The organism is Terrabacter aeriphilus (assembly GCF_039542985.1).
GTDB classification, from domain to species: Bacteria; Actinomycetota; Actinomycetes; order Actinomycetales; family Dermatophilaceae; genus Terrabacter; species Terrabacter aeriphilus.
Genome location: NZ_BAABIW010000020.1, coordinates 246675 through 265060 on the forward strand (window position 1 = coordinate 246675; position 18386 = coordinate 265060).

Genomic DNA, 18386 nt, shown 5'->3' on the forward strand with positions numbered 1-18386 from the left:
CCCCGCCGCCCGGGGTGCGCGCTGTCGGTGCGGGGTGACAGGCTGCCGCCATGGATCTCGGGGCGTACCGGCCGGTGCTGGCCGACCGCGACACGCGGTCGGCACTGCTGCTCGGGTTCCTCATCCGCGTGCCGATGTGGGCGGGTGGGGTCATCCTCACCCTGCACGTCGTCACGACGCTGGGGCGCAGCTACGGCGAGGCCGGCCTCGTCACGGCGGCCGCCACGCTGGCCGTCGCCGTCTCGGGACCCTGGCGCGGGCGCCTGCTCGACCGCATCGGGCTGCGCCGCACCGTGGGGCCCTCGCTCGTCGTGCAGGCCGTCTGCTGGTCGGTCGCGCCGTGGGTCGGCTACGCCCCGCTCATCGCGGTGGCGGCGCTCGCAGGCCTGTTCGTCGTGCCGACCTTCTCGATCCTGCGCCAGGTCATCATCCGGTCGGTCCCGCTCGAGCAGCGGCGGACGGCGCTCTCGCTCGACTCGTCGGCGACCGAGCTGTCGTTCATGGCGGGTCCGGCGATCGGCGTCTGGCTCGCCACGTCGTGGCACACGGGCTGGGCCCTGCTCGTCTGCGAGCTGGCCTCCGTCGCCGCGGGCTTCGTGCTGTGGCTCGTCAACCCGCCGCTGACCGCCGGGCCGGGTGCCCTGGCGGGCGCGACCGACGGCGACGTCGAGGGAGCGGGTGACGACACGGACGGGGTCCCGGCCGACCGCACCGGCGGCGCCCCCGCCCGTGCGCCCCGCGCATTCCGGGGGTTCATCACCGTCCCGGTCGCGGCGGTCTACCTCGCCGCCGCGTGCTCCACCCTCGTGCTGAGCGGCACCGACGTGTCGATCGTCGCGGCGCTGCGCTCGTTCGGCGACACCGGTGCGATCGGGTGGGTGCTCGCGCTGTGGGGCGCCGGCTCGCTCGTCGGCGGCCTCCTCTACGGGGCCTGGCACCGCTCCTTCTCCGTCTTCTGGCTGCTCGCGGGCCTCGCCGCCACCACCGTCCCGGTGGCGCTCGCGGTCGGGGTGCCGAGCTTCGCCGTGCTCGTGACGATCTCGGGGTTCCTCTGCGCCCCGACGATCACGGCGACCGTCGAGCAGCTGAGCCGGCAGGTGCCCGAGCGCTTCCGCGGCGAGATGATGGGGTGGCACGGCTCCGCCATGACGGCCGGCTCGGCCATCGGCGCGCCGGTCGCCGGTTTCGCCATCGACCACGGCGGCTGGTCCCGGGGCTTCGTCGTCGTCGGCGGTCTCGGCCTGGTCGTCGCCGTCGGTGGGCTGCTGGCCTCCGGCACGTCGCGGCGCGCCGGACGCCGGCCCGCGGTCCCCGCTGCGGCGGGCGCGGCCGGAGCAGTGGGCACGGTGGGTGCGGATTCGGAGTCGGGGCGCCCGGCTGCTAGCATGGAGCACTGACCAGCCGTCACCACGCGCCCCGCCTCGGCGGACGCCGGTGACGACGTGCAAGAGAAGCTCGCTTCCACCCGCGTCGACCTCACGGTCGCCGGGTCAAGGTCTGCTCGACCGGATGCCTCCACGGCAGCGGTTCGAGCCGTGTGACGCGACGGCGACCGTCCGGCATACGTGACCCTTGGGCTCCTCGTGCACACACGGGGAGCCCTTTTCTCGTTGTGGTCGCAGCAGGACAGGCAGGCACCACCCGTCTGGTCACATCATTTCTCGAACTTAGGAGCACCACATCAGCGAGCCTCGCATCAACGAGCGCATCCGGGTCCCGGAGGTGCGTCTGGTTGGCCCCAACGGCGAGCAGGTCGGCATCGTCCGCGTCGAGGACGCGCTGCGTCTGGCCGAGGAGGCGAACCTCGACCTCGTCGAGGTGGCCCCCATGGCCAAGCCGCCGGTCGCCAAGCTCATGGACTTCGGCAAGTTCAAGTACGAAGCCGCCATGAAGGCACGGGAAGCGCGCAAGAACCAGGTCAACACGGTCATCAAGGAGATCAAGCTCCGTCCGAAGATCGACCCGCACGACTACGGCACCAAGAAGGGCCACGTCGAGCGGTTCCTCAAGGCGGGCGACAAGGTCAAGGTGACGATCATGTTCCGCGGGCGTGAGCAGAGCCGTCCCGAGCTGGGGCGCCGCCTGCTCGAGCGCCTCGCCGAGGACATCGCCGAGCTCGGCTTCGTCGAGTCGGCCCCGAAGCAGGACGGCCGCAACATGATCATGGTGATCGGCCCGACCAAGAAGAAGGCCGAGGCCAAGGCCGAGCAGCGTCGCTCGCGCGAGCAGCACGCCGCTGGCACGGCGACCGGCACGGCCGACGCGCCGGCAGCCGAGGCGCAGGACGCGCCGCAGCAGACCGAAGAGGCCACCGCCGCCGCCGAGTGATCGGCAGCGGTCGACCGGCCGGAGGCGTGAGCCGCCGGCGACAGACCACGTGCGTCCACTGACGCACGCAACACGAAGGAGATCGGCAACCATGCCGAAGATGAAGACGCACAGCGGTGCGAAGAAGCGTTTCCGCCTCACGGGCACCGGCAAGGTCATGCGTGAGCAGGCCGGCGGCCGTCACCTGCTCGAGCACAAGTCGAGCAAGAAGATGCGTTCCATCGCGAACGACGTCGAGCTCGCCAAGCCGGACGCCAAGAAGGCCAAGAAGCTCCTCGGCAAGTGAGCCGGGACCCCCACCCATCAGCACTTCGCTGAGCGACCGGGTCCCCGGTAGGCCAGCAGCAGCAAGCACTGCGACAAGCAGAGAAGGAGTATTCACGTGGCACGCGTGAAGCGGGCGGTCAACGCCCAGAAGAAGCGTCGGGTCGTTCTCGAGCGCGCCAGCGGTTACCGCGGGCAGCGTTCGCGCCTCTACCGCAAGGCCAAGGAGCAGGTCACCCACTCGCTCGGCTACGCCTACCGCGACCGTCGCGCGAAGAAGGGCGACTTCCGTCGCCTGTGGATCCAGCGCATCAACGCCGCGGCCCGCGCCAACGGCATGACCTACAACCGGTTCATGCAGGGCCTCAAGGCCGCCGGTGTCGAGGTCGACCGCAAGATCCTCGCCGACCTCGCCGTCAACGACGCTCCGGCCTTCGCCACGCTCGTCGAGCTCTCCCGCGCCAACGTCCCTGCCCAGGCAGCGGCGAAGGTCGCCGGCGACGCCGCCTGAGCGACGTCGACCGACGCACAGCGCATCTCGAGCGCCGGGACACCCCGTTGCTGACCAACACCCGATCTGATCGGGTCAAGGCGGTGCGGGCGCTGTCCCGGCGCTCGGTGCGTTCCCGCACCGGCGAGTTCCTCGCGGAGGGGCCGCAGGCGGTGCGCGAGGCCGTCGCGTTCCGGCCCGAGCTCGTGCGGGACGTCTACGTCACGCCGGAGGCCGCCGAGCGGCACCCGGCCATCGTCGAGGCCGCCCGCGCGGCGGCCGTCCACGTGCACGAGGTGAGCCCCGAGGTGCTCGCCGCGATGTGCGACACCGAGTCGCCCCAGGGTGTCGCGGCCGTGTGCCGCACCCTGGACCTGCCGCTGGAGGTCGTGCTCGCCGGCCTGCCGGCGGACGCCCTCGTCTGCGTGCTGACGAACGTGCGCGACCCCGGCAACGCCGGCACCGTCATCCGCGGCGCCGACGCCGCCGGCGCCGACGCGGTCGTCGTCAGCGACGCCAGCGTCGACGTCTACAACGCCAAGGTCGTCCGTTCGACGGTCGGCTCGCTCTGGCACCTGCCGATCACCGTCGGTGCGCCGGTGCCCGAGATCCTCGACGCCCTGCGCGAGCGCGGCATCCGGCTGCTCGCCGCCGACGGCGCCGGCACGACCCTGCTGCACGAGGCCGACCTCACGGGCGGCCACGCCTGGGTCATGGGCAACGAGGCGTGGGGCCTGCCGGCGGAGGTCCGCGACGCCTGCGACGACGTCGTGCGGGTGCCGATCCACGGCCACGCCGAGTCGCTCAACCTCGCGATGGCAGCGACGGTCTGCCTCTACGCGTCCGCCGAGGCGCGTCGCACGAGCCGGCCCGACTGAGCGCGCGGCGCCCGGTGGGGCGTGAGTATCCTCAGGCATGACCTCCGTCGACGCGACCGGCGCAGCCACGCCCGGCACGGAGCCCGAGGTGGGGCCCGAGGTGGGGCCCGGGGTGGGGCCCGGGATGGAGCGCGGGGTTTCCGCCGCGGCAGGACTGGGCGAGCTGCTGCCCGACGGTCTCGTCGAGGTCGACGGCGAACGGCGGATCCGCTTCGTCAACCCCGAGGCGCTGCGCATCCTCGAGTGCGAGGAGGCAGACGTCGTCGGCCGCCCGCTCGACGACGGCCTGCCCCTCACCGACAAGTACGGCCGGGACTGGTGGGCGCACACCGACCCGTGGGGCGGCCTGACGAGCCGCACCGGTCACCGCGAGAAGCTGCTCGTCGCGCCGAAGGGCCACGACGTGCTCGTGACCGCGCGCTACGTGCGCGACGCGCCCGGCGGGCCCGTCGCGCGCGTGCTCCTCGGCCTCCGGGACGCCGAGGCGCGCCAGCGTGCCGAGCGCGACCAGGCGACGGTGCTCTCGACCGTCGCCCACGAGCTGCGCGCGCCGCTGACCTCGGTGACCGGATTCACGAGCAGCCTCCTGCGCCGCTGGGACCGCTTCACCGACGAGCAGAAACGCCTCATGATCGAGACGATCGAGGCCGACGCGACCCGCCTGACGCGGCTCATCACCGAGCTGCTCGACATCTCCCGCCTCGACTCCCACAGCCTCAACCTCCGGCTCGGGCCCGTCGACCTGCACGCCCTGCTGACGACCCACGTCGTGCGCTACGAGCTCGGCCGCTCGAGCGGCACCGTTCAGCTGCGCCTGGGCGAGGCGGCGACGGCCCGCGGCCTGCCCGAGATGTGGGCCGACTCCGACCGGCTCGAGCAGATCTTCTTCAACCTCATCGAGAACGGGCTGCTCCACGGGGCCGGAGCCGTGACCGTCACCCTCGACCGTGGCGACGGGGTGGACGACGGCGCGGGCGAGGCCGACGAGTCGGTCGTCGTCGAGGTCGACGACGAGGGTGAGGGGATCCCCGTCGCCGACCGCGAGAAGATCTTCGGCCGGTTCTGGCACGGGCCGTCCAACGCGAGCACCGGCCTCGGCCTCTACGTCGTGCGCGGGCTCGTCGAGGCGCACGGGGGCTCGGTGCACGTCACCGACGCCGAGAACGGCGGAGCCCGGTTCGTCGTCCGCCTGCCCGCCGGCCTGCCGGCCGTCATGGGCGGGAGCTGACCGGGCCGAGGCCTCGGTCGGCCGACGGGGTGCCGCGGCGGCGCCCCTAGACTGGACCCCGCGCACCCGCCCGCCCCTCGCAGGCGGGTCGTCACCGTCTGACCCGTCCCACCCGTGAACCCGAGCGAGAGCAGCGAACGCACGCCGATGTCCGGACCCAACACGAACTACGACCCGGTCGAGGTCTCGGCCCTCGACCCCGCGAACGTCGACGCCGCCGTGCAGGAGGCCCTGGCCGCCGTCGCGGCCGCCGCCTCGCTCGACGAGCTCAAGGCCACGCGCATCGCGCACGCCGGCGAGAAGAGCCCGCTCGCCCTCGCCAACCGCGAGATCGGCGCGCTGCCGCCGAGCGCCAAGGCGGAGGCGGGCAAGCGCGTCGGCCAGGCCCGCGGCCGCGTGTCCGCCGCGCTCGCGGCCCGCCAGGCCGAGCTCGAGGCCGAGCGCGACGAGCGGATCCTCGTCGAGGAGCGGGTCGACGTCACGGTGCCCGCGGTCCGTCGGGCCCCGGGCGCCCGGCACCCGATCGAGCTCGTGTCCCAGCGCCTCGCCGACGCCTTCGTCGGCATGGGCTGGGAGGTCGCCGAGGGCCCGGAGCTCGAGAGCGAGTGGCTCAACTTCGACGCGCTCAACCTCGGCCCCGACCACCCTGCGCGCCAGATGCAGGACACCTTCTTCCTCGACCCCGTCGACTCCGGGCTCGTGCTGCGCACGCAGACCTCCCCGGTGCAGATCCGCACCATGCTCGAGAAGGAGCCGCCGATCTACGTCGTGGCCCCGGGCAAGGTGTTCCGCACCGACGACCTCGACGCGACCCACACGCCGGTCTTCCACCAGATCGAGTGCCTCGCCATCGACAAGGGCCTGACGATGGCCCACCTGCGCGGCGCGCTCGACGCGTTCGTGCGGATCATGTTCGGCGAGGAGACCCGCACCCGCGTGCGGGCCTCGTACTTCCCCTTCACCGAGCCGTCGATGGAGACCGACTTCGTCTGCTTCGTCTGTCACGGCGAGTCCGCGCCGGGGGAGTGCCGCACCTGCGGCGGCTCCGGCTGGATCGAGCTCGGTGGCTCCGGCATGGTCAACCGCAAGGTGCTGCGCGCGTGCGGCATCGATCCCGACGTCTACTCCGGCTTCGCCTTCGGGCTCGGCATCGAAAGGGCGCTCATGCTGCGTCACGGCGTGCAGGGCATGCACGAGATGGTCGAGGGCGACGTGCGCTTCTCGCAGCAGTTCGGGATGGAGGTCTGACATGCGGATGCCACTGCGCTGGCTCGCGGACTACACCGACCTCGCCCCCGGCACCACCGGTGCCGACGTCGCGGCGTCGCTCGTCGCCGTCGGCATCGAGGAGGAGGACCTCCACGGTGGTGACATCAGCGGCCCGCTCGTCGTCGGTCGCGTGCTCGAGTTCGACGAGCAGGTCCAGAAGAACGGCAAGCCGATCCGCTACTGCGTCGTCGACGTCGGCCAGAACGGCCAGATGCTGACCGAGGGCAAGCACCAGGAGATCGTCTGCGGCGCCACCAACTTCGCGGTCGGCGACCTCGTCGTCGTCGTGCTGCCCGGGGCGACGCTGCCGGGGGACTTCCACATCAGTGCGCGCAAGACCTACGGCCGGGTGTCCAACGGCATGATCTGCGCCGAGGACGAGATCGGTCTCGGCACCGACCACGAGGGCATCATCGTTCTCTCCCGCCTGCTCGGCGCGGAGGCGGCCGCGGCCCTGACCCCGGGCGACGACGCCATCGCGCTGCTCGGCCTCGGCGAGGAGACGATCGAGGCCAACGTCACGCCCGACCGCGGCTACTGCTTCTCGGTCCGTGGGCTCGCCCGGGAGTACTGGCACGCGCAGGGCAGCCCGGCCGGCGGGTTCCGTGACCCCGCCCTGCTCGACGTGCCCGCCGCGAACGACGCCGGCTTCCCGGTGCGCCTGACCGACGAGCGCCCGATCGACGGCGCCGACGGCTGCGACCGCTACGTCGCGCGCGTCGTCCGCGGCATCGACCCGACGCGACCGAGCCCCGGCTGGATGCAGCAGCGGCTCACGCAGATGGGGATGCGCCCGATCTCGCTCGCCGTCGACGTGACGAACTACGTCATGCTCGCCGTCGGCCAGCCGCTCCACGCCTTCGACGTCGCCAAGCTCTCCGGCCCGGTCGTGGTGCGCCGGGCCCGCTCGGGCGAGTCGCTCACGACGCTCGACGACGTCAAGCGCGTGCTCTCGCCCGACGACCTGCTCATCACCGACGGCGGGGAGCACCTGCTCGCCCTCGCCGGCGTCATGGGCGGCGCGTCCTCCGAGGTCGACGACGCCACGACGGACGTGCTCGTCGAGGCCGCGCACTTCGACCCGACCTCCGTCGCGCGCACGTCGCGACGGCACAAGCTCGTCACCGAGGCGTCCAAGCGCTTCGAGCGCGGCGTCGACCCGCAGCTGGCCCCAGCGGCGGCGCAGCTGGCCGTCGACCTGCTCGTCGAGCACGGCGGTGGCACCGTCGACCCGGGCGTCACCGACGTCGACCGCACGAGCCCGCGCGGGGCGTACCTGCTCGACGTGACCGAGCCGGGGCGCATCGTGGGCGTCGACTACCCGCGCGACCGGGTCGTCGAGATCCTCCGCGACCTCGGGTGCGGGGTCGAGGAGTCGGGTGCCGGCACGGACGCGACGCACGTCCTCGTGACGCCTCCCTCGTGGCGGCCCGACCTCGTCGACGGCCCGGACTACGCCGAGGAGGTGGCCCGCATCGACGGCTACCACCGCATCCCCTCGGTCACCCCCACGCCCGTCGGGGGCCAGGGCCTGACGCACGGGCAGAAGACGCGCCGGGTCGTCGCCGACGCCCTCGCCGGGGCCGGCCTGACCGAGGTGCTCACCTACCCGTTCGTCGCGGAAGGCCTGGCCGACGACCTGATGCTGCCGGCCGGCGACGACCGCCGCCACGCGGTGCGCGTGGCCAACCCGCTCAACGAGGAGCGGCCGCTGCTGCGCACGACGGTCCTCGCGAGCCTCGTGGACGCCTTGCGCCGCAACGTCTCCCGCGGGCACAAGGACGTCGCGCTCTTCGAGCTCGGCCTCGTGTTCCGTCCCGGTGGCGAGCTCGGCCGCGCGCCGATCCCGAGCGTCCTCGAGCGCCCGTCCGCCGAGACGCTCGAGCAGCTGTATGCCGCCGTGCCCGCCCAGCCGCGCCGCGCCGCCCTCCTGGCGACGGGGCTCGCCGAACGTGCGGGCTGGTGGGGTCCGGGCCGGGCGGCGGACTGGAGCGACGCCGTCGCCGCCGTGCAGGCCGTCGCGACGGCGCTCGCGGTCGAGCTGGTCGTCGCGAACGATCCCGGTCACGCGCCGTGGCACCCCGGGCGCTGCGCGCGGCTCACCCTCGCCGACGGCACGCTCGTCGGCCACGCGGGCGAGCTGCACCCCAAGGTGCTCGCGGCGCTCGACCTGCCGGCGCGCACCGTCGCGGCGGAGTTCGACGTCGACGTCCTCATCGCAGCGAGCGCGGAACCCGTTCAGGCGCAGCCGTTCTCGTCATTCCCGCCGGCCATGACCGACATCGCGCTCCTCGTGGGCTCGGACGTCGCGGCGGCCGACGTGGCCACGGCGCTCCGCGCCGGGGCGGGGGAGTCGCTCGAGTCGGTGGTGCTCTTCGACGTCTACGAGGGGGAGCACGTCGAGGCCGGCCACCGCTCGCTGGCCTACCGGCTCACCTTCCGGGCGGCCGACCGCACGCTGACGACCGACGAGGTCAACGGCTTCCGCGACGCCGCCGTCGCGGCGGCCGCGGCGGCCACGGGAGCCGTCCAGCGCTGACCGTCATGCACGAATATGCATGAACGTGTATAGTCATGCATCGTGATCAGGGCAGCAGTGGCGGGGGCGAGCGGCTACGCCGGAGGAGAGATCCTCCGGCTGCTGCTCGCCCATCCGCAGATCGAGGTCGGGACCGTCACGGCGAGCAGCACGGTGGGTGAGCGACTGGGGAGCATCCACCCGCACCTCGTGCCGCTCGCCGACCGCGTCATCGCCGAGACGACGCCCGAGACGCTGTCCGGCCACGAGCTCGTCTTCCTCGCGCTGCCGCACGGCCACTCGGCCGCCCTCGCCGGGCAGCTACCCGAGTCCGTCGTCGTCGTCGACTGCGGAGCCGACTTCCGCCTCGAGTCCGCGCAGGCATGGACGACCTTCTACGACACGCCGTATGCCGGGTCGTGGCCCTACGGCATGCCCGAGCTGCCCACCGGGGCCGGCTCCCGCCAGCGCGACCGGCTCGCCGGCGCCACCCGCATCGCCGTCCCGGGCTGCTACCCGACGGCCGTCTCGCTCGCGCTCGCCCCGGGCTTCGCGGCCGGCCTGCTCGAGCCCGACGACGTCGTCGTCGTGGCGGCGTCCGGCACGTCCGGCGCCGGCAAGTCGCTCAAGCCGCACCTGCTCGGCGCCGAGGTGATGGGCTCGATGTCGCCCTACGGCGTCGGCGGCGGCCACCGGCACACCCCCGAGATCGAGCAGAACCTCTCGCGCGCCGCGGGGGAGACCGTGCAGGTCTCCTTCACCCCGACCCTCGCCCCGATGCCCCGCGGCATCCTCGCGACGTGCACCGCGCGACTGCGCCCGGGCACCGACGTGACGCGCGTGCGCGCGGCGTGGGTGGCGGCATACGGCGACGAGGCCTTCGTGCACGTGCTCCCCGAGGGCAGCTGGCCCGCGACCGGTGCGGTGACCGGCAGCAACCACGTGCAGCTGCAGGTCGCCGTCGACGACCGGCTCGGCCGGGTCGTCGTCGTGGCCGCCGTCGACAACCTCACCAAGGGCACCGCCGGCGCCGCCGTGCAGTGCGCCAACCTCGCCCTCGGTCTCGACGAGACCCTCGGCCTGCCCGTCGCAGGAGTCGCACCGTGAGTGACCACGCCACCACCCCTCCCACCCCGCCTCCCACCACCCCGACCACCCCTGCGGCCGTCCGCCTCCCGTCGGGCTTCCGAGCGGCCGGCGTCACCGCCGGCCTCAAGGCGAGCGGCACCCCCGACCTCGCGCTCGTGGTCAACGACGGGCCGGACCACCACGCCGCGGCCGTCTTCACGACGAACCGCGTCGAGGCGGCTCCGGTGACGTGGTCGCGCCAGGTCGTCGTCGACGGGCGCGTCGACGCCGTCGTGCTCAACTCCGGCGGGGCGAACGCCTGCACCGGCGCCCAGGGCTTCCTCGACACGCACCGCACGGCCGAGCACGTCGCCGAGGTGCTCGGCGTCTCGGCCGGCGACGTCGTCGTCTGCTCGACCGGCCTCATCGGCGAGCTGCTCCCGATGGACACGCTCCTCGCCGGCGTCGACGCGGCCGCCACGGCCCTCTCGCGCGACGGGCACGAGGCCGCCGCCGTGGCCATCAAGACGACCGACACGGTGCACAAGGTCGCCGACCACCACGGCGACGGCTGGTCGGTGGCGGGCATGGCCAAGGGCGCCGGCATGCTCGCCCCGGCGCTCGCGACGATGCTCGTGGTCGTCACGACCGACGCCGTCGTCGACCGGGCCGACCTCGACGCCGCCCTCCGCGCGGCGACGGCGGTCTCCTTCGACCGCATCGACTCCGACGCGTGCATGTCGACGAACGACACCGTCGTCGCCCTCGCCTCGGGCGCCTCCGGCGTCCCCGTCGACGCGGGCACCCTGACGACGGCCCTGACCGCCGTGTGCGCCGACCTCGCGCGCCAGCTCATCGGCGACGCCGAGGGCGCGGCGCACGACATCGCCATCGAGGTCGTCGGTGCCGCCTCCGTCGACGACGCGCTCGAGGTGGCACGGGCCGTCGCCCGCAACAACCTCTTCAAGTGCGCCGTCTTCGGCAACGACCCCAACTGGGGCCGGGTGCTCGCGGCGGTCGGCACGACGCGGGCGGCCTTCGACCCCACGACGCTCGACGTCGCGATGAACGGGGTGCAGGTGTGCCGCGCGGGAGGCGTCGGCGAGGACCGCTCGCTCGTCGACCTCGCGCCACGCGAGGTGCACGTGCTCATCGACCTCCACGCCGGCGGCGCGAGCGCCACCGTGTGGACCAACGACCTGACCCACGACTACGTCCACGAGAACTCGGCCTACAGCACATGACGCAGCCCACCTCGCCCACCCGTCCGTCCGTCGACGTGCGCGGGCTCATCGATGCCGCGGCGATCCGCGTCGCCGCCGGCAAGGCGTCGACCCTCGTCGAGGCGCTGCCGTGGCTCGAGCGCTTCCGCGGCGCCCTCGTCGTCGTCAAGTACGGCGGCAACGCCATGGTCGACGACGAGCTCAAGGCCGCCTTCGCCGAGGACGTCGCCTTCCTCCGGTATGCCGGCCTGCGCCCCGTCGTCGTGCACGGCGGCGGGCCCCAGATCAAGGCGATGCTCGAGCGCGTCGGGCTCGAGAGCGAGTTCAAGGGGGGCCTGCGGGTCACGACGCCCGAGGTGATGGACGTCGTGCGGATGGTGCTGACGGGCCAGGTCGGGCGTGAGCTCGTCGGTCTGCTCAACCAGCACGGACCCATCGCCGTCGGGCTCTCCGGCGAGGACGCCGCCCTGCTCGGGGCGCGCCGCCGCGGCGCCGTCATCGAGGGTGAGCAGGTCGACCTCGGGCTCGTCGGCGACGTCGAGAGCGTCAACCCCTCGGCGATCCTCGACATCCTCGACGCGGGCCGGGTGCCGGTCGTCAGCACCGTCGCCCCCGACCTCGACGTCGAGGGCCAGGTGCTCAACGTCAACGCCGACACGGCCGCCGCGGCGATCGCCGTCGCCCTCGGCGCCGAGAAGCTCGTCGTGCTCACCGACGTCGAGGGCATCTACGCCGACTGGCCCGACCGGGGCTCGCTGCTCTCGACCATCACCGTGAGCGCGGCCCGGGAGCTGCTGACGCGCGTCGACCACGGCATGGTGCCCAAGCTCGAGGCGTGCATCCGCGCCGTCGACGGCGGCGTGCCGCAGACCCACGTCGTCGACGGGCGCAAGCCGCACTCGATCCTGCTGGAGATCTTCACCGACGAGGGGATCGGCACCATGGTGCTGCCCGACATCACCGGCTCGGAGCCCGCACCGGTGCCGGGGTCGGCGGCTGCCGCCACCGAGGAGACCTCGTGACGACGGGCGACGCGCTGCTGCGCCGCTACGCCGGCGCCATGGTGCAGGTCTTTGGCTCGCCGCAGCTCGTCCTCGCCTCGGGAGAGGGCTGCTGGGTCACCGACGTCGACGGCAAGCGCTACCTCGACCTGCTCGCCGGCATCGCCGTCAACGCCCTCGGCCACGCGCACCCGGCCCTCGTGCAGGCCGTCGCGAAGCAGGCCGAGTCGGCGATCCACATCTCGAACTTCTTCACGTCCGAGCCGGCCATCGCGCTCGCCGAGCGGCTGCTCGAGGTCGCCGGCGCCCCGGCGGGCTCGGGGGTCTTCTTCGCCAACTCCGGCACCGAGGCCACCGAGGCGGCCGTCAAGCTGACCCGGCGCACCGGCCGCAGCCGCATCGTCGCCCTCGAGGGCTCCTTCCACGGCCGCTCGACGGGTGCCCTCGCGCTGACCCACAAGCCCGCCTACCGCGAGCCGTTCGAGCCGCTCATCCCCGGCGTCGTCTTCGTGCCGCCGAACGACGCCGACGCGCTGCGCGCCGCGGTCGACGACACGACCGCAGCGCTCTTCGTCGAGCCGATCCAGGGCGAGGCCGGCGTGCGCGAGCTGTCGGCCGACTACCTCCGCCTCGCCCGCGAGCTGACGAGCGCGCACGGCGCCCTCCTCGTCGTCGACGAGATCCAGACCGGCATCGGCCGCACGGGCGACTGGTTCGCCCACCAGGCCTCCGGCATCGTGCCCGACGCGATGACCCTCGCGAAGGGCCTCGGCGGCGGGGTGCCCGTGGGGGCGCTCGTCACCTTCGGCAGCGCCGTGACGGGACTGCTCGCGGCCGGTCAGCACGGCACGACGTTCGGCGGCAACCCGCTCGCCTGCGCGGCCGGTCTCGCCGTGCTCGACACGATCGAGCACGACCACCTGCTGGCCCACGCGGTGGAGGTCGGCGCGCTGCTGGACGACGTGCGCGTCGACGGGGTGGCGGGCACGCGCGGACGGGGGCTGATGCGGGCCATCGAGCTCGACGGCGTGCCGTCCGCCGCCGTCATGGTCGCCGCTCGCGACGCCGGCTTCGTCGTCAACGCCGTCACCCCGACGGCCCTTCGGCTCACCCCGCCGCTCGTCCTGACCGCCACCGAGCTGCAGGGCTTCCTCGATGCGCTGCCCGCGATCATCGAGGCCGCCCGGCGCGCGACGGACGGGCAGCCGTCGTGAGCCGCACGCAGCGCCAGCGCCGCATCGTCGAGCTCCTCGGCGCGCACGAGGTGCACAGCCAGGGCGAGCTCTCCGACCTGCTCGGCGCCGAGGGCACCGAGGTCACCCAGGCCACCCTGTCGCGCGACCTCGTCGAGCTCGGGGCCGTCAAGGTGCGCCGAGGCCGCGCGCTCGTCTATGCCGTGCCCGGCGAGGGCGGCGAGGTGGCGGCCGTGGGGTCGATCGGCGACTCGGCGTCGGCGCGGCTGCGCCGCACCTGCGAGGAGCTGCTCGTCTCGGCGACGCCCGCGGTCAACCTCGTCGTGCTCCGCACACCGCCCGGCGCGGCCAACTACCTCGCCTCGGCCATCGACCACATGCGCGACCCCGGCGTCGTCGGCACCATCGCCGGCGACGACACGATCCTGCTCGTCACCGGCAGCAGCGAGGCCGCCACCGCCGTGGCCGACCGGCTCCAGGCGCTCGCCGGCGCGCGAGACTGAACCACCCACCCTGTGCAGCACGAGGAGACCACCCCATGACCGAACCCACGCCGACCGGCGGCACCGACACCACCGAGGGCGCCGCGGCAGCCCAGGCCTCCGGAGCGGCTCGGGTCAGCCTGTGGGGTGGCCGCTTCGCGGGTGGGCCCGACCAGGCCCTCGCGGCGCTGTCGAAGAGCACCCACTTCGACTGGCGCCTCGCACCGCACGACATCGCGGGCTCCCGCGCACACGCCCGGGTGCTGCACGCCGCCGGCCTGCTGTCGCAGGAGCACCTCGACGGGATGCTCGAGGGTCTCGACCGCCTCGAGGCCGACGTCGTCTCCGGCGCATTCGGGCCCGCCGAGGACGACGAGGACGTGCACACGGCGCTCGAGCGCGGCCTCATCGAGCGCGTCGGCACCGACCTGGGCGGACGACTGCGAGCCGGTCGCTCGCGCAACGACCAGGTGGCCACGCTCTTCCGGATGTACCTGCGCGAGCACGCTCGCGTCGTCGGCGGCCTGCTCCTCGACGTCGTGGACGCCCTGGTGGCCCAGGCGGACCGGCACCTCGGTGTCGCGATGCCCGGCCGCACGCACCTGCAGCACGCCCAGCCGGTACTGCTCTCGCACCACCTGCTCGCGCACGCCTGGGCCCTGCTGCGCGACGTCGACCGCCTGCGCGACTGGGACGCGCGCACCGACGCGTCGCCCTACGGCTCGGGCGCCCTGGCGGGCTCGTCGCTCGGCCTCGACCCCGAGGCCGTGGCGCGCGACCTCGGCTTCGCACGGGCCGTGGAGAACTCGATCGACGGCACCGCGTCGCGCGACTTCGTCGCCGAGTTCTCGTTCGTCTGCGCCATGGCCGCGGTCGACATCTCGCGCATCGCGGAGGAGGTGGTGCTGTGGGCGACCAAGGAGTTCTCGTTCGTCACGCTGCACGACGCCTACTCCACCGGCTCGAGCATCATGCCGCAGAAGAAGAACCCCGACGTCGCCGAGCTGGCGCGCGGCAAGGCCGGCCGTCTCGTCGGTGACCTCGCCGGCCTGCTCACCACGCTCAAGGCGCTGCCGCTCGCCTACAACCGCGACCTCCAGGAGGACAAGGAGCCGGTGTTCGACGCGGTCGACACCCTCGAGGTGCTGCTGCCGGCCTTCTCGGGCATGGTCGACACGCTGACCTTCAACACCGAGCGCCTCGAGTCGCTGGCCCCTCAGGGTTTCGCGCTCGCCACCGACATCGCGGAATGGCTGGTGCGCCAAGGGGTTCCGTTCCGGGTCGCGCACGAGGTGGCAGGCGCCTGCGTGCGCGAGTGCGAGCCGCGCGGCATCGAGCTGTGGGACCTCACCGACGAGGACTTCGCGCGGATCAGCGAGCACCTGACGCCTGACGTGCGCTCGGTCCTGTCGGTCCCGGGCTCGCTCGCGTCGCGCGACGCCGTCGGCGGCACCGCTCCGGTGCGCGTCGCCGAGCAGCTCGGTGCGGCGCGCACCCGGCTCGGCACGGCCCGGGAGTGGACCGCGGCCGGCCTCTGAGGCAGCGGTTAGCGTGTCGTCGGTGACCACCGACGACACGCGCCTGCCCCGCGAGTTCTTCGCGCGCCCGTCCGTGGAGGTGGCTCCCGCGCTGCTCGGCCGGCACCTCTCCTTCGGTGGGGTCACGCTGCGACTGACCGAGCTCGAGGCCTATGCCGGCGAGGCCGACCCCGGGTCGCACGCCTTCCGTGGCGAGACGCCGCGCACCCGGCCGATGTTCGGCGCGCCCGGCTTCACCTACGTCTACTTCACCTACGGCCACCACTGGTGCGTCAACCTCGTCGTCGGCGAGGTGGGCTCGGCCTCCGCCGTGCTCGTGCGCGCTGGTGAGGTGCTTGCGGGCCAGGACCGCGTCCGGTCCCGTCGCGGGCCGGTGCGCGAGCGGGACTGGGCGCGCGGACCGGGCCGGCTGGGTCAGGCGCTCGCGATGACGAAGGAGCACACCGGCCGCGACTTCTGCCGACCTCCGGTGGGGGAGCCGATCGACCTCGTCGTGTCCGAGGGCGATCCGGTCGCCGGCGGCCGGGTCCGCACGGGCCCGCGCGTCGGGGTCAGCGGCCCGGGCGGCGACGGCGACGCCTTCCCGTGGCGCTACTGGATCGACGGCGACACCCACGTGTCGGACTACCGGCCGGGGGTCGTGCGGAAGCGGCGCCCGTGACCCCGCTGGGGCGCCCGTTCTTCGCCCGCCCGGTGCTCGACGTCGCCCGCGACCTGCTCGGTGCGCGGGTGCAGGTCGGCGGCGTCCGGGTGCGTGTCACCGAGACGGAGGCGTATGCCGGTCTCACCGACCCCGCCTCGCGGGTGCTGAGCCGGCCCACCCGGCACAACGCCCCGGTCTTCGGCCCGGCCGGGCACGCCTTCGTCTACTTCACCTACGGCCACCACTGGATGCTCTGCGTCGTGACGGGGGAGGAGGACGTGCCGGAGGTCGTGCTCCTCCGTGCTGGCGAGGTCGAGCTGGGCCACGACACCGTGGCCGTCCGCCGGGCCGGCGTGCGTGAGCGCGACTGGTGCCGCGGGCCGGGACGGTTGACGCAGGCCCTGGGCGTCACGGGCGAGCTCTCGGGCGCCGACCTCTGCGCGCCCGGTGCACCGGTGCACCTCGGCGGAGCGGGGGCGTCGGTCCGCGGGCCGGTCCGCACCGGCCCCCGTGTCGGGGTGCGCGGTCCGGGCGGCGACGGCGAGGCCTACCCCTGGCGGTTCTGGCTCGAGGGGGAGCCGACGGTGTCCGCCTACCGCCCAGCGGCAGCCCGCCGGTAGAGACGGGCCGCTCGCCGAAGAGCGGCCGACGAGCGCTGGAGACCGCCCGGCATGCGGGACCGCGCGGTACCCGGTGGCCCGCGCGAGCCGGCATACGGCAGGCTGGGCCTCGCTGGGCAGGGAGCCCGGCCGACAGAGAGGACACCGATACCCGTGACGGACATCTTCGACGAGCTGCAGTGGCGCGGCCTGGTGGCTCAGACCACCGACGAGGCGGCGCTGCGCGAGGCACTCGCCGACGGGCCGCTCACGCTGTATTGCGGGTTCGACCCCAGCGCTCCCTCCCTGCACTTCGGCAACTTCGTGCAGCTGTCGGTGATGCGGCGCATGCAGGCGGCCGGCCACCGGGTCATCTGCCTCGTCGGCGGCTCGACCGGGCTCATCGGCGACCCGAAGCCGGACTCGGAACGGGTGCTGCAGGACAAGGACACGATCGCGGCCGCGGTCGCGCGCATCCAGCAGCTCGTCGGTCCGCTGCTCGACTTCGAGGGCGAGAACCCCGCAACCCTCGTCAACAACCTCGACTGGACCGCGCCGATGAGCGCGATCGACTTCCTGCGTGACGTCGGACGCCACTTCCGCGTCAACCAGATGATCCGCAAGGAGGCGGTCGCCCGCCGGCTCGAGAGCGACCAGGGCATCTCCTACACCGAGTTCAGCTACCAGATGCTCCAGGCGCTCGACTACCTCGAGCTGCACCGCAGCCGCGGGTGCACCCTCCAGATCGGCGGGAGCGACCAGTGGGGCAACATCACCGCCGGCGTCGACCTCGTGCACCGTGTGGAGGGGCGGTCGGTGCACGCGCTCGCGACCCCGCTGCTCGTCGACTCGACCGGGCGCAAGTTCGGCAAGTCCGAGGGCAACGCCGTCTGGCTGAGCGCCGACATGACGAGCCCGTATGCCTTCTACCAGTACTTCCTCAACGTCGAGGACGCCTCGGTGGTCCAGATGCTCAAGGCGCTCTCGGACCGCTCCCGTGAGGAGATCGTCGAGCTCGAGCGGCAGACGGCGGAGGAGCCGTTCCGGCGGGCCGGGCAGAAGGCGCTCGCCGCGGACGTGACGACGCTCGTGCACGGAGCCGAAGCGACGCGGGCGGTGCAGGACGCCTCGGAGGCGCTGTTCGGCAAGGGAGACCTCGCCTCGCTCGACGCCGGCACCCTGCGTGACGCCACCTCGGCGCTGCCGGGCGCCGACGTCGCCGTGGGGTCGGCCTTCGTCGACGCCCTCGTGGCCGGGGGACTGGTCGACTCGCGCAACGCCGCCCGGCGGGCGATCAGCGAGGGAGGGGCGTCGCTCAACAACGTCAAGGTGACCGACCCCGACCTCGTGCTCGTGGAGAGCGACTTCCTGCACGGGGAGGTCGCCCTGCTCAAGCGTGGCCGACGCAACCTCGCGGCGGCCCGACGAGCCTGACGCACGCCCGTGAGGGGCGGATCCCGTTGTCCTACAACGGGATCCGCCCCTTCGTGCATCCGGGGGAGCTCCGCGGCCGCACGGATTTGGCGTCCTCCGGGAGCCCATGTAATGTTCTCTTCGTCAGCCCGACAGGGCGGAACGGACGCCACCGCGATCGGGTTTCTCGTGAGCGAAGTTGGCCGGTCCCGGGGCTGGCGTGGATGGGCCTGCTGATCCAAGCGGGTCGA

At 73.5% G+C, this 18386-nt stretch carries 17 protein-coding genes; all 17 read left to right on the forward strand.

Translation table 11 applies throughout. The features are described 5' to 3' along the window. The first annotated feature begins 50 nt into the window (after positions 1-50). The 17 genes from ABD979_RS16525 (at position 51) to tyrS (ending at position 18156) form a co-directional block, all read left to right on the forward strand. Positions 51-1397: an MFS transporter gene (locus ABD979_RS16525; protein WP_345508598.1), complete on the forward strand. Its 1347-nt coding sequence runs from the start codon at positions 51-53 to the stop codon at positions 1395-1397. Between the two features lie 325 nt (positions 1398-1722). Next, positions 1723-2328: a translation initiation factor IF-3 gene (gene infC / locus ABD979_RS16530; RefSeq protein WP_425583997.1), complete on the forward strand. Its 606-nt coding sequence runs from the start codon at positions 1723-1725 to the stop codon at positions 2326-2328. A gap of 91 nt (positions 2329-2419) precedes the next feature. Continuing rightward, positions 2420-2614, forward strand: a complete 195-nt coding sequence (rpmI, locus tag ABD979_RS16535; protein ID WP_020144695.1) for a 50S ribosomal protein L35 — start codon at positions 2420-2422, stop codon at positions 2612-2614. 96 nt (positions 2615-2710) lie between these two features. Beyond that, complete coding sequence (rplT, locus tag ABD979_RS16540; protein ID WP_345508599.1) at positions 2711-3103, forward strand: 50S ribosomal protein L20; 393 nt, start codon at positions 2711-2713, stop codon at positions 3101-3103. Positions 3104-3150: 47 nt separating this feature from the next. After that, on the forward strand, positions 3151-3960 hold the full coding sequence (locus ABD979_RS16545) for a TrmH family RNA methyltransferase (protein WP_345508600.1): 810 nt from the start codon (positions 3151-3153) through the stop codon (positions 3958-3960). A gap of 37 nt (positions 3961-3997) precedes the next feature. Then, positions 3998-5188: a sensor histidine kinase gene (locus ABD979_RS16550; RefSeq protein ID WP_345508601.1), complete on the forward strand. Its 1191-nt coding sequence runs from the start codon at positions 3998-4000 to the stop codon at positions 5186-5188. 147 nt (positions 5189-5335) lie between these two features. Then, positions 5336-6436 (forward strand): phenylalanine--tRNA ligase subunit alpha, encoded by a 1101-nt coding sequence (pheS, locus tag ABD979_RS16555; protein WP_345508602.1) that lies wholly within the window; start codon positions 5336-5338, stop codon positions 6434-6436. Position 6437: 1 nt separating this feature from the next. Further along, positions 6438-8996 carry a phenylalanine--tRNA ligase subunit beta gene (pheT, locus tag ABD979_RS16560; RefSeq protein WP_345508603.1) on the forward strand — a complete coding sequence of 853 codons (2559 nt, stop codon included), beginning with the start codon at positions 6438-6440 and terminating at the stop codon, positions 8994-8996. 39 nt (positions 8997-9035) lie between these two features. Continuing rightward, positions 9036-10082, forward strand: a complete 1047-nt coding sequence (gene argC, locus ABD979_RS16565) for an N-acetyl-gamma-glutamyl-phosphate reductase (protein WP_425584000.1) — start codon at positions 9036-9038, stop codon at positions 10080-10082. After that, on the forward strand, positions 10079-11287 hold the full coding sequence (argJ, locus tag ABD979_RS16570; protein ID WP_345508605.1) for a bifunctional glutamate N-acetyltransferase/amino-acid acetyltransferase ArgJ: 1209 nt from the start codon (positions 10079-10081) through the stop codon (positions 11285-11287). The genes argC and argJ overlap by 4 nt, the downstream gene beginning before the upstream one ends. Further along, positions 11284-12288: an acetylglutamate kinase gene (gene argB, locus ABD979_RS16575; protein ID WP_345508606.1), complete on the forward strand. Its 1005-nt coding sequence runs from the start codon at positions 11284-11286 to the stop codon at positions 12286-12288. Before argJ ends, argB begins: the two co-directional genes overlap by 4 nt. After that, complete coding sequence (locus ABD979_RS16580; protein WP_345508607.1) at positions 12285-13481, forward strand: acetylornithine transaminase; 1197 nt, start codon at positions 12285-12287, stop codon at positions 13479-13481. The genes argB and ABD979_RS16580 overlap by 4 nt, the downstream gene beginning before the upstream one ends. Continuing rightward, entirely contained in the window at positions 13478-13963 is a 486-nt protein-coding gene (gene argR / locus ABD979_RS16585; protein ID WP_345508608.1) for an arginine repressor, read from the forward strand. Before ABD979_RS16580 ends, argR begins: the two co-directional genes overlap by 4 nt. 35 nt (positions 13964-13998) lie before the next feature. After that, the gene (gene argH / locus ABD979_RS16590) at positions 13999-15480 is read left to right on the forward strand and encodes an argininosuccinate lyase (RefSeq protein ID WP_345508609.1); all 1482 of its coding nucleotides are present in this window, start codon (positions 13999-14001) and stop codon (positions 15478-15480) included. Between the two features lie 22 nt (positions 15481-15502). Beyond that, complete coding sequence (locus ABD979_RS16595) at positions 15503-16141, forward strand: DNA-3-methyladenine glycosylase (RefSeq protein ID WP_345508610.1); 639 nt, start codon at positions 15503-15505, stop codon at positions 16139-16141. Further along, positions 16138-16743 (forward strand): DNA-3-methyladenine glycosylase, encoded by a 606-nt coding sequence (locus ABD979_RS16600; RefSeq protein WP_345508611.1) that lies wholly within the window; start codon positions 16138-16140, stop codon positions 16741-16743. Before ABD979_RS16595 ends, ABD979_RS16600 begins: the two co-directional genes overlap by 4 nt. 153 nt (positions 16744-16896) lie before the next feature. After that, entirely contained in the window at positions 16897-18156 is a 1260-nt protein-coding gene (tyrS, locus tag ABD979_RS16605; RefSeq protein ID WP_345508612.1) for a tyrosine--tRNA ligase, read from the forward strand. Positions 18157-18386: the final 230 nt, after the last annotated feature.